General features: G+C 55.3%; 10 protein-coding genes and 1 pseudogene. 7 read left to right on the forward strand and 4 right to left on the reverse strand.

Features of this window, described 5'->3' with window-relative positions; translation table 11 throughout:
- Positions 1 to 596, forward strand: a 596-nt coding sequence (locus tag DXK93_RS22990) for a peroxidase-related enzyme (RefSeq protein ID WP_233564591.1), incomplete at its 5' end; no start/stop codon positions are given.
- An 87-nt stretch (positions 597 to 683) separates the two neighbouring features.
- Here the strand turns inward: DXK93_RS22990 and DXK93_RS22995 are convergent.
- Positions 684 to 1,313 (reverse strand): LysE family translocator, encoded by a 630-nt coding sequence (locus DXK93_RS22995; RefSeq protein ID WP_119451223.1) that lies wholly within the window; start codon positions 1,311 to 1,313, stop codon positions 684 to 686.
- Between the two features lie 34 nt (positions 1,314 to 1,347).
- The gene (locus tag DXK93_RS23000; RefSeq protein ID WP_119451224.1) at positions 1,348 to 1,752 is read right to left on the reverse strand and encodes a VOC family protein; all 405 of its coding nucleotides are present in this window, start codon (positions 1,750 to 1,752) and stop codon (positions 1,348 to 1,350) included.
- 230 nt (positions 1,753 to 1,982) lie between these two features.
- Here DXK93_RS23000 and DXK93_RS23005 point away from each other — a divergent pair, with 230 nt between their 5' ends.
- The 3 genes from DXK93_RS23005 (at position 1,983) to DXK93_RS23020 (ending at position 4,741) form a co-directional block, all read left to right on the forward strand.
- Complete coding sequence (locus DXK93_RS23005) at positions 1,983 to 2,843, forward strand: SAM-dependent methyltransferase (protein WP_119451225.1); 861 nt, start codon at positions 1,983 to 1,985, stop codon at positions 2,841 to 2,843.
- A gap of 225 nt (positions 2,844 to 3,068) precedes the next feature.
- On the forward strand, positions 3,069 to 3,542 hold the full coding sequence (locus tag DXK93_RS23010) for a hypothetical protein (RefSeq protein WP_233564592.1): 474 nt from the start codon (positions 3,069 to 3,071) through the stop codon (positions 3,540 to 3,542).
- Positions 3,543 to 4,441: 899 nt separating this feature from the next.
- Positions 4,442 to 4,741, forward strand: a complete 300-nt coding sequence (locus DXK93_RS23020) for a hypothetical protein (RefSeq protein WP_119451227.1) — start codon at positions 4,442 to 4,444, stop codon at positions 4,739 to 4,741.
- A gap of 121 nt (positions 4,742 to 4,862) precedes the next feature.
- On the opposite strand, the gene DXK93_RS23025 is transcribed toward DXK93_RS23020, so the two are convergent.
- Together DXK93_RS23025 and DXK93_RS23030 are read right to left on the reverse strand one after the other, a co-directional pair.
- Complete coding sequence (locus tag DXK93_RS23025) at positions 4,863 to 5,777, reverse strand: hypothetical protein (protein ID WP_119451228.1); 915 nt, start codon at positions 5,775 to 5,777, stop codon at positions 4,863 to 4,865.
- Positions 5,778 to 5,980: 203 nt separating this feature from the next.
- Complete coding sequence (locus DXK93_RS23030) at positions 5,981 to 7,204, reverse strand: RES family NAD+ phosphorylase (protein ID WP_119451229.1); 1,224 nt, start codon at positions 7,202 to 7,204, stop codon at positions 5,981 to 5,983.
- A 1,061-nt stretch (positions 7,205 to 8,265) separates the two neighbouring features.
- Here DXK93_RS23030 and DXK93_RS23035 point away from each other — a divergent pair.
- The 3 genes and pseudogenes from DXK93_RS23035 to DXK93_RS23045 all read left to right on the forward strand — a co-directional run.
- Positions 8,266 to 10,050, forward strand: a complete 1,785-nt coding sequence (locus DXK93_RS23035) for an AAA family ATPase (protein WP_119451230.1) — start codon at positions 8,266 to 8,268, stop codon at positions 10,048 to 10,050.
- Positions 10,047 to 10,910, forward strand: a complete 864-nt coding sequence (locus DXK93_RS31875) for a hypothetical protein (protein WP_147400264.1) — start codon at positions 10,047 to 10,049, stop codon at positions 10,908 to 10,910. Before DXK93_RS23035 ends, DXK93_RS31875 begins: the two co-directional genes overlap by 4 nt.
- Before the next feature lie 253 nt (positions 10,911 to 11,163).
- Positions 11,164 to 11,421: pseudogene (locus DXK93_RS23045) on the forward strand (transposase); the annotation flags it as partial.
- Positions 11,422 to 11,428 lie beyond the last annotated feature (7 nt).

An 11,428-nucleotide genomic window follows, 5' to 3' on the forward strand; every position in this document is an offset into this window, starting at 1 on the left:
AGATGTGTATAAGAGACAGGATCAAGGCCCACGGCTTCACCAACGAATCGCTGGAGTGGAAGGCCTGGCTCGACGTCGTCAACGTCGAAACCGCCACGCCCGAACAAGTCGCCGTCCTGGAAGAAAGCCACCCCAAGGCCAAGGTCTCGGACTACTACCTGTTCCTGGTGCATCAGCCCGAAATCCTGCGCCAGCGCTCCACGGCCTTCAACGCCATCATGTACGCGCCGGGTGGACTGTCGCGTGCAGAGCGTGAACTGGGCTCGACCTACGTGTCGCGCATCAACGGCTGCGTGTACTGCGCGTCCGTCCATGCCCAGCGCTTTGAGCAACTGGCCAAGCGCAATGAGGTCATCGCGCAGGTGTTCGAGGATCCCGCCACCGCCGGCACCACGGCGCGCGAACTCGCCATCGGCAAGTTCTCGATCCAGATCACCGAAGCGCCTGCCTCGGTGAACGCCGACAGCATCCAGGCCCTGAAGGATGCGGGCTTGAACGAAGGCGAGATCCTGGATCTGCTGCATTCGGATGCGATCTTCGCCTGGGCGAATCGCCTGATGCTGAACCTGGGCGAGCCGGTTTTCCCGAACGCCTGACCCTGCGGCGTCCGGCCGCTTGCGTGCCGGACGCTTTGCCTGGGGCTTGTCATCGCCGACCCATTTCGGCGATGACAAGCCGCCCTGTCAGCGCTGCCAGGTCAGCAGCTTGACGCCCGCAACGCCAAATACCACGGCCACCGTCCCTTCGATCCAGCGCCGCAGCCTGGCGTACAGCGCGATCATCGGCGCGGTCGAAAAAGCGATCGCATAGCCGCCAAACACCATCACGCCGAGCAACGCGCAACCTCCAATAATCGCGGGCAAAGTGCCGTTCGACGCGCTCTCCCCCAGCCCCAGCGACATGATCGCCATCCAGGCCAGCACCGCCTTGGGGTTGCCGATATGCATCAGCACGCCCTGGCGGTAGAGCACCCGATAGCGCGGCGTCGCGCGCCCCGTTTCCACCTTCGCAAAGGCCGCGCCCCGCCTCAACGCCGACCTGGCGCTGCGGAACGCCAGGTAGAGCAGATAGACTCCCCCCACCACCTTGATGATGAATAACGCCTGGGCGGAAGCCGCCAGCACGGCGGAAATCCCAGTCGCCGCCAGCGTCGCCCAAAACAACGAACCCGTAATGACGCCCGCCGCCAGCGCAAGCGCCGGCACACGGCCGTGACGCATCGCCGTTGCCATGATCGCCATATTGCTGGGTCCGGGACTGGCCGTGGCAATCAGATAGGTGCCGTACACAAGAGCAAGCTGACTCACGAGCATTTGCGTTTCTCCAGGGATGTCGAGCCTCTCCGCCTTACAGCGGGAGGTCCCCGCGATGAACGATGTGGACCTTGTTGCCGTCAGGATCGCGCAGATACGCGCCAAAGTAGCCGTCACCATAATGAGGACGTACCCCCGGCGCCCCTTCGTCCGTCCCGCCCTGCGCAAGCCCGCCCGCATGGGCCGTGCTCACGGCTTCCTGCGTAGGAGCCAGAAAGGCCACCATGCTGCCATTGCCCACCGTCGCCGGCTCGCCATCGTAGGGCATGTAGACATAGAAGCGCGGCAGCAGCGCCTGACCGGTCACCCAGCAAAGCGCCAAGGGCCCGCCATCCGGCGTGACAACGCGACGCTTCAATCCAAGCGGAAGCAACACTGCGTCATAAAAACGGCCCGCGCGTTCAAGATCACGCGTTCCGACAGTGATATGGCTGAACATTTGATGACTCTCCACGCGCCCGCCCTGATGGTCAGGCGCTTTCAGAAATGCATGACATGCCTCAATCGCATCGGGCATGTTACTCGCCTGCCAGATAATCTGGATCGCCAGATACCGCACAGTCCGCGGCTGGTTTTCCCGGTTCGCCAGCGCCGGCGGCGTTTTCGTTAAACTGACGCTTTCCGCCTACTCGTGCGCCCCGCCCATCGCGGGGCGCATTGCCTTACCCCATGTCCGACAAAACCCACGACATCCGCCCCGGCCAGTCGATCGAACTGCTCAAGGCCCTGCATATCCTGACCCGCGACGGCAAGATGAACCAGGACAGCCGCCGCAAACTCAAACAGGTCTACCACCTGTTCCAGTTCATCGAACCGCTGCTCAAAGACGTCCAGCAACAACGCGGCGCCGTCACCCTCGCCGACCACGGCGCGGGCAAGTCGTACCTGGGCTTCATCCTCTACGACCTGTTCTTCAAGGAACAGCCCGAGGCGCTGAAAAACGGCTCCCACATCTACGGCATCGAAACCCGCGAAGAACTGGTGAAGTCGTCGGAAGAACTGGCCAAGCGGCTGGGGTTTGGCGGCATGTCGTTCCTGAACCTGTCGGTCGCCGATTCCATCACGTCGGACAAACTGCCCGCCACGATCGACGTCGTCACCGCCCTGCACGCCTGCAACACCGCCACCGACGACGCGATTCATTTCGCCTTGGAGAAGAATGCCAAGTACATCGTCGTCGTGCCTTGCTGTCAGGCGGAAGTAGCTTCGGTGCTGCGCAAGAACAAGGCGAAGGCGCTGGCTGATCCGCTGGCCGAGATTTGGCGGCATCCGCTGCATACGCGGGAGTTTGGGAGCCAGATCACTAATGTGCTGCGGTGCTTGCAGCTGGAAGCGCATGGGTATCAGGTCAGCGTGACTGAGCTGGTGGGATGGGAACATTCGATGAAGAATGAGCTGATCATTGCGCAGTACAAGGATTTGCCGCGCAGGAAGCCGGCTGACCGGCTGACGGAGATGTTGGATAGGATTGGGCTGCAGGAACTGAAGGATCGGTTCTTTGTGCCGAAAGCTGCAGAGGCGACGGCGTAAGCGCCTGCCGTGCTTCATGCCGCAGCGTCAGCATCCGTGGTGCGTGCCGTCGTCTGCTGCCGGATGCACCGCATGACGCGGTGAACGCCATTCAAGCAGCATTCCCCACATGCCCTCTCGCCCGCGCAAGGCCGCTCCAGAGCAGACAGCGCTGCTAACAGCGGCCTTCCCCGCGCGACTGCGCGCTGAAGCAGCACATACACCGAGGAGATCTGCCCCTCGGTCATGAGCGGCCGCGGTTTGTCCGTCATTGTGCAGGACGAGCCCTTGGCACTGCCCTATCGCGTTCAGCATGAGGGCAGCGACTCCTTGTCCTCCAAGCTGGACGAACCCCAGGCACTGATCTACGCGTGCATACAGTCACGCCATCATGACGGCCACGTGCGCCAGCGCCAAATTGAGCGGCTGGCTGCGGCTTCCGAGCCTTGGGTTGTGCCGTTCGTGGTGCTGCTCTGCAGCGAATACGTCGTTGAAATCCTGCAGGACATCGAGGCGCGCTTGCCCTTGCAGGACAAGCATGTCTATGGAACGGTTCTTCGAGGCAATCCGGCCTTTCTGGATCTGGCGCAGCAACGCATGACCTGCTACCGGGATTGCTACTACCGGCGGCGCTGGGTCAGAAGCGAAACCTATGTTGGGTTTCGCCTGTTCAAGCGGTTTCGCGACTGGCAGGTCTCAGGCAAAGACCTCGCGAGCTGAAAGGCTCTCGCTCCGCGGATCAATTGCCAGAACTGCGGCGCAACCGATCGGATGAGTTTTTGTTCAAGCGCTTCGCTTCGTCTTCCGCGTAGTCTTCCTCGCCCTCTTCGTACTTGCCTTCATACATGCAGCTGCTGCGGTTCCATCCGCACTCGCCGCCTAATGAGCAACCGGAGCTCAGGGCGGCAAGGAACAAGTGGATGCTGCAACGGCTTAATCTTTGAATCGACATATCGCTCCCTGGTGATCGGGGTAGTGTACGGGATGGGGATGACGACTAAAGGGGCAATCCGCACCAGGACTTCATCTTGTACGACCTATTCCTCAACGAGCAGCCCGGCGCGCTCACGAACGACTCCCACATCTACACGTGTCGAAACCCTCGGAGACCTGGTGAAGTCATCGGAGGAGCGGGCCAAGTGGCTGAGGCTATCCGGGATACCCTTCGTGAACCCGTTCGTGGCCTGTGCGATCACGTCGGATTAGGTGGGCGAGAATCGGATTGCAGAAACTGAAGGACCGATTTTTCTGCCTAAAGTTACGTGAGAATAGGCAATGGACCACTTGCGATCCCTTGTCCGTTTACGCATCAGTCTCCGAAAGGGACGAAAATGCCACTCGCCGCATTACCGCCATGATCCGTTCCGCCTATACTTGCCCTGCGATCGCACCAACGATCGCCCGGATTGACAGCCGGAGTTAACAGGAGCGGACAGCCGCCGCAATAGCGGCATTTTTACGTCCGTCGGCCGACGCACGTCCCTGCTATGGGCGGGCCTTGGCTGGGGCACGTTCGCGTGCGCCGGTTGCTCCTGTTACCGGTCTGTCAACCCGGCCTTGTGCCCGCCCACCCCCGATTGACAGCGGGGCGCGGGCTCCTTACTCAACAGGAGGCCGTAATGAATGATCACCCCTACACTCTTGACCGCTGGGCGACACCGGACGATCCCGAGCATGGCGTTGTTCGGTTTTCCGATCTTCGGAAGATAGAGCGGGCTTGCCAGGGAATTTGGGCAATTAGCCGAATCGTCGGCAATGGTGCAAATGACGCGGAGAGCGCCGGTAACCAGCAGCTCGATCCTTGGGTTGTATCCAACTTGTTAGGTGGAATTGAAAGTCTCTGCGATCACATCACAGATCTTGTTGAATCTGCTCTTTATGAATTCAGATTCACCGACGAAGCAAGACCGATTCATTAACAGATCTGTCTGACGGAGTCAGCATTGACGTGATGTTGACTCGCGATAGCGCAGCCGGAGCGTCAGATGCGAGAGAGTCGGCTTACCACCCGGAGCGGACATCCAACGCCACCGGCGCCTGTCACTCAGCCTGCCTCTCAAGATAATGGATTATCTGTACATCTTTTCTGTAACGGAGCTGATATCGAAATTGCAGCTCCGCGTTAGACACGGTTGTCTTTGTCCTCACCTTGAGCACCTGGACAAGGGCATAACCCTTTAGATTTCTAAAAATCACAATCTGCCCTTCATGAACCGGCTTAGTGTAGTGGCAGTCCTCGAACCACCTCGCCGGATCATCGACATCATCAAAGGTCGTACAATTTTTCGCGAGCGCGACAGAAAATTGATAATCCAAAGCATAGATCGACCCGTTGTCGCGATTGGTCCAAGAGGTTCTGAACGCTTCGGCTAAAGCGCCCAGAACACGCACCCCGCCGTTGTGCTCATAGTCGAACGAAGCGGACCCCTGATCAGCAAGCGAGTAATTGAACTTGCGAAAGAACGCATCGTTGTCGCGACGGGCCTCGTTTCGGAGTTCCGATGGAAAATCTCGGACGGAGATCCCTGCAGCGAGAAACGTTCGCCATGCTAGACCACCGACGTCTGGGTTCGGGTCGCAGTTACCAACGTAGACGGTCTTGATGCCCGCGTGTACGAGCAAGTCGGCGCAGCACAGTCCCTTTCCCTTCTTGCTTGTACAAGGTTCCAGCGTTACATATGCACTAACGTCGGAAAGATCGGCGTCCGTAAGCTGTTCAAGCAATGCCTGTTCGGCATGTGCGCTCGGGTTTGCGACGAAATCCTCGAATCCATCTGCATTCCTAGCCTGGCCGCCTACGCCCTTCGCGTACCAGCCGATTAGTTCATCACCTCGCGCTAGAACAATGCCTACGCGGGGTGGAGGGTTGGCAGAAGCAGGATTGACGACAGACAGCTTCGCTTTGTCTACAGCAAGGCGGGCAAATCGGTATTCGGCAGAATCAAGTACGGGCATAGACCAATGAAAAGATAAAACGGCGATAGTATGCTTCGCGAGGAATGTAAGCCAAGCTCGGGCGGTTAGCTTGACCAGTATTTGCGCCGATCTCGAAAGGTCGCTTCTTGCTGATAGTAGCCTATCATGCCCGGCAGTTTTCGACTCTGAGCCGACCGTCGACTTGAAGGTGAGCGGACGTTGCTGAAACTGATGAGGGAAGGCTATTTCTTCGAGCTTCGGCGTGCCATTCCGTGCAGCAGCGTTGCCAACGGACTGTCCTCATCTTTGACGAACTCATCCTCGTCATAGTCGTGCGGCAGCGCTCGCACCTCAGCCAGCCGGTATTCTAGGGAGACAACCTCCTGAACCCCCTCGCCGCGTTCGACAATCTCGAATGCGTCACTGGCGAAACAGCTCAGATTGGTTCCTGCACCGACACTGCTGTTGAACAATAGCCCTTCGAAACCAACCACGCGCACTGCATCGGAGAAAAGTTGCGTAATGGCATATAGGGAACGGTGCTCTGGCTGTACCGGTACATTGAGCACATCCGCGATCGACAGAATTTTACGCAAGTCTTCCAGCCTGCTGTCGCTCAAAAAGTTGCGGATGTCGTGCTTGGCGAAGTTTGCCACCCGCAAGTCGCGTTTCAGTCGAAACTTCGCCGTCGAGATCAAATGTCCCGGATGCGGTCGGAGCTCAGCAATTGCGGTCTGCGTGTCCGACGCTAGATATAGAATGGACACCCGAGCACGGTTGAAGCGACCCTCGGTAGCTAGCGCGACCGGGGGTTTATCAATGTTTTTGCCCGCGTGTGGCAGGTATCGGAAGTCTGGAACAACTTGTGGCCAATGATCGGACGTGCGCTTGAGACGAGACTGAACGCCGACGCGAGCACGAAAGTATTCCGTTCCCGCTGGAAGGACGTCCGATAAGTCATTACGTAGCGACTGAATGAGGGCCTGGGCATTGGGCTCCATCTCGAACCAGTTCCGCTTGAGGGCATCCGAGACTATATTTTCAACAATTGCGTCTCGTCGGTCCCGCAGTCCTTCTAGGACTCCCCCGTCCCAGTAGCCCCCGCCCAGCGTTATATTATCTTCTGATGCTGGGTACCAACCCTTCTCTTCCATCGTGAGGTACGCCTGCTCAAACTCGTCGAGCGACGCGCTCTCGTCAAGGTTGAAGATAGCTTTGCTATGAAAAACTAGCATTTCAAGCGATGTGTCGGCGCCGATGTGATCGTTATAGTCCCACTCAGAGAAGTTCAGCCGAATTAGGGCACGAAAGGTTCGCTTAATTCGAGAGTCCGACGCAGGCAGCGCGCGGCCACCCTTCCGATGGCAGATTTCGCACGTCTCAATCGCATTGCCTCGCTCTTGCACCTCCATACGGAGCTCGTTATCAGCAAGACAGTATTCACACAAAAAGGGTTCATTCAACATGAGGCTATATTACCCAATTGGTTGAACCCTGCTGTGAACTCTATGGCAAAGCGACTCCGTGCATTCCATGAACGTGGAAGAGCCTCCAGCCGCCTTACTCTCCATAGGCCAGCCATCTGATCTAGGTAGGCAAGGTCGCCAAAGCCGATTGCTCTCACTAAGGTGCGGCAGGCGATCTGCAGTGCAGGAAGATCAATGTCGCTCATTCGCGGCTCTCCTCGAGGGTGATCCAGTGATCCGCGTTTTTATTGCTATCGGCTTATTCCCGCAAGCTATCGCTCATCCGTATTGAAGAAATAACGATTATCAGTAACCGCTCCTGACTTTTTCCTGCAAGCGAAGGTCGACCATCACCTCAATTTTTAGAGAGCTGAGATCCGGGCTGGCTTTGTGCCATCAGACGCCGACGTCGACGGGGAGCCTTGATTGAATAGCGGCCACTCCCGACCCACTACCGTTGACGCCTCGTGGCTCGATGTCCGCTGTGCGGCGGTTGCGGCCGATCGCGGACCAGGCTCCTCTGGCAATAAGGCCAGAAGCAGACGTTAGGTCTGTTCGGCTGCCCACGATGTGACTGGACGGTCAAGTGCCTACCGTCCAAGTCGTAAGCGCGGGCTCATTGAACGCTTCGACCTTTAACTATCATCCGAAGCAAGCGCATAAACATCCGAACCACAGGTTCGTCATAGCCATAGACAATTAGCCCGCCATTGCGGATTATTGTCAATTCCCCATGCCTGTTCTGTACAGTCGACCATATTTACCTAAGGACAGAGGAAGTTGACGATTTCACAAAGGAAAAATATTCTGTGATCAGGCGCCCGGCATCGCTGTATCCATCGGTATTATATGGTTTTGCATGGCCCTGCCCAAGGCGGGAGCGCTGGTCTTCTCGATCTCGATCGACAGGCGGTCGAGTTGGGGTTAGAGCGCGATCTGACTCGGCACCCCTCCCTCCCCACGACTGCGTTTAGGATCCTAAATCCGGGGAAATATGCACCTAGATTGTTGTTAAATAGGCTTTGGTGCGATGAAGTCTCGTGACTTCCTTGGGAAATAAGATGGCAAGCTGTTTCGCTGAAAACTTATACGGAAAATATATGATTTGGAGCCTATTTTTTACCCTTGACGAAGAAACGAATGTCCCACCAGGCGCCATTCGGATCATCCCAACAAATTCAAAATGGAATGATTTCTCATATAATTTTAATTCGTTGATCTCAATTAATTCTCACGATAATCAACGACAGATTTCCATCCCCGCCTACGTCGTGCCTTTGGCGGGTTCGAGTCGGACTAACTTGCTGCGGTGGATAAATGAAAATCCTCGCTCGCTAAGGCATGGTCATGCTGGAAACACGGCAACCGTTTCGCATGGAAACCTGTTATTCGCAACCCTTGTCGGACATGAGCAGGGTTACTCGAACCTAGCGAAATGGGTGCGGAATGGCTCAGAGCTCAAGTCAATATTACTTGCTTTGAACGACGTAGTGTTTTTGAGGGATTCATCCTTTAGTTCGTATATCGGAAAGTTGCTGTTGGACCGCCCGTTTATTTTAGGCGTGCTGCGATCGCCCGCAGCCTATCGAGCTATGCGCCGCGGGATGCGTTTCTTCGAGGGACGTCAGATTGAAGATCAACCAGAAACAAGAAAGAACTTTACTTTCCGTGCGCAACTGCACGGATTTGACGATGGTATGCATGACTTTTCGGTTGAGTTCCAGGATGTAGGCGTCTTCGAGGACAGGCTTCACTGCCTTATAGGTGTCAATGGTACGGGTAAGACGCGATTGCTGAGGGAACTCATATTGTCACTAGGCAGGCTCTCAGGAGAAGCGAATCATACGGTTAATCCCTTCGATGAACATTCTGAGGCTATGTCTGATTGCGAATATGACGGTCAACTTTATAATCGCTTGCTAGTATTTTCCACAACCCCAGAATATCGCTTTCCTATACGTGCGGAACATGAGGGAAATTTCGAGTATCAGTATTTCAACTTGATCGAAGTCGCAAGGTCTCGTTCACATAGAAATGTGCAAAATTCCTTGACCCTTCTAATGGTCGACTTGATCCGAGATAAGACTCCATTCCAGGGCGCGTCGTTGACTAGGATTACGCTCCTCGAGCGCACACTGCGAGGCCATATCGACCTTGATAAGTTGTATTTGCCAGTGCTTTCGGATGTTGCGCAGGACAGTTCCAGCTACGAGGATGAGCACGGCGAATATTACGTCCGCGCCCGGGACGTTCTGCGGATGAATGAAGAGAGGCATCTGTCGTTCACGTCCGCCGTGGATACTGCACGCTCACTGGAATTTTTTGAGCAGACCGGCGAACGCAATCAGATACGCCGGCTACACCACAGCAGCGGCCAGCTTATTTTCTTCCGCTTTGCCCTTCGGCTGATTAGTAGCATCGATCAAGGTACGCTAGTGATTGTCGATGAGCCGGAAACCCATCTCCATCCTAACCTGATCTGCGAATTCGTAACGCTGTTGTACACCGTGCTGGCGGCGACAAAATCGATTGCACTGATTGCCACGCATTCGGCCTATGTCGTGCGCGAGGTGCCAACCCATTGCGCACATGTCTTCTCATTCGCGGAAGAATCGAGAAGGGTAAACATTGGACAGGTCCGCATGAAAACATTAGGAGCAAGTATAGACAGTATTTCGCAGACAATTTTTGGTGATTCCACAGCAAAAAAATACCATGAAAAATTTGCTAGAGACTTGTCCGAAAGTGGCATTTCTCGGGTGCAGTTGCTAGCCGAATATAAATCAGTGCTTAGCCCTGAATTGCTGATAGAAATTCGAGCAATGCAATCAGAGGACGCAAATTGATCTCCGTACCTCGTCCTCGCGTTAGGAATTCAAAAACCATCTCCGTTTTTGATGTATATGCGCCATCATTGTCGCCGCTGGCGCCGGATTTGAGGGCGGCTTATAGCGGCTACTATATAAATAAAGGCAATCCGTCTGTTGTTCTCCCTATTAATATGACGCAGCCAGGTAAAATATCGACTGACCAGAAGCAGGATTTAATAAGTCTTTATTCGACGACTTATAAAAAACTGAATGAAAACTACCGGCAGCTGGACTGGGTTTATGATTTGAGAAAATCCAACAAGCTGCCTTACTGCCCCATGTGTGGGAATGTCGGGCGCGATGCGTTGGACCACTACCTAGCGAAGGCGGACTATCCGGAATTTTCCATCCTTTCGTTTAATCTTGTGCCAACGTGCACTGCCTGTAATTCAAAGCGCAGCAACTCGGCAAACGCACCAAGAGTGCAACTGCCTTTGATACATCCGTATTTCGAAGGCCCGCGCCTTGATTGCCCTCTGGTTCGCGTTGAAATCGAAGCGGACGAAGGAACAGTGCTGCCGACTTATCTGATGCCATCGTTTCGGCTGGTACCCGCTATTCCAAAAACTGACCCGCTTTTTAAGCGGCTGGAAAACCACTTGAATAAGTGCGTGGAAGAAACACAGCTGCGGCGTTGGGTAACCGGGCGATGGAAGTTGTGGCGCATCAAGGCACCGCGTTACGAGCTGGTGGCTGATCTAGTCAAGGAGGTCGATCACGAGCTGCAAGCGGAAGTTGATGTTGGCGGCATGAATAATTGGACCGCTGCCTTTTTGCGTGGTCTGCTGGCTAATCCATCTGCCATGCAATGGATGATAAATAATCCGACGTCGTAAGAGCACCGTTTAAAGCCATCTCTGAATGCACGGCGGGTTGAGCGGAGACTAGCCGAGAATTTCGTGGAAATCAGATACAGATAACTGCGCGTTTTGCCCAGCATTAGATCAATCTCAATACAGGTGTCAGACTAAAATTTCGCCACCAAATTTTTAGTCTGATACCATTTAACTCCCGCGATTGACATGATTGTGACCTGCTCCCCGTGGTTAGTACGAAATCGATGTAGAGTCCGTTCACAAAGGAACGGCAATGAAGAAACGATTCACGGAAGAACAGATCATCGGCGTGCTGAAGGAGGCCGAGGCGGGGGCCAAGGTCGCAGACCTATGCCGCAAGTACTGCATCTCCGAAGCGACGTACTACAACTGGAAGGCGAAGTTCGGCGGTATGACCGTCTCGGACGCCCAGCGACTGAAGGAGCTGGAGCAAGAGAACAACAAGCTCAAGAAGCTGTTGGCTGAATCGATGCTGGACAAGGCCGCGCTTCAGGACCTTTTGAGCCGAAAGTAGCAAG

The organism is Achromobacter sp. K91, assembly GCF_003576205.1.
Taxonomy (GTDB): domain Bacteria; phylum Pseudomonadota; class Gammaproteobacteria; order Burkholderiales; family Burkholderiaceae_B; genus Achromobacter; species Achromobacter aegrifaciens.

Excerpts from the sequence above, each read along its gene's own strand:
- DXK93_RS22995 (WP_119451223.1), bottom strand. The coding sequence starts at position 1,313 with ATGCTCGTGAGTCAGCTTGCTCTTGTGTACGGCACCTATCTGATTGCC.
- DXK93_RS23000 (WP_119451224.1), bottom strand. The coding sequence starts at position 1,752 with ATGTTCAGCCATATCACTGTCGGAACGCGTGATCTTGAACGCGCGGGC.
- DXK93_RS23005 (WP_119451225.1), top strand. The coding sequence starts at position 1,983 with ATGTCCGACAAAACCCACGACATCCGCCCCGGCCAGTCGATCGAACTG.
- DXK93_RS23010 (WP_233564592.1), top strand. The coding sequence starts at position 3,069 with ATGAGCGGCCGCGGTTTGTCCGTCATTGTGCAGGACGAGCCCTTGGCA.
- DXK93_RS23020 (WP_119451227.1), top strand. The coding sequence starts at position 4,442 with ATGAATGATCACCCCTACACTCTTGACCGCTGGGCGACACCGGACGAT.
- DXK93_RS23025 (WP_119451228.1), bottom strand. The coding sequence starts at position 5,777 with ATGCCCGTACTTGATTCTGCCGAATACCGATTTGCCCGCCTTGCTGTA.
- DXK93_RS23030 (WP_119451229.1), bottom strand. The coding sequence starts at position 7,204 with ATGTTGAATGAACCCTTTTTGTGTGAATACTGTCTTGCTGATAACGAG.
- DXK93_RS23035 (WP_119451230.1), top strand. The coding sequence starts at position 8,266 with ATGGCAAGCTGTTTCGCTGAAAACTTATACGGAAAATATATGATTTGG.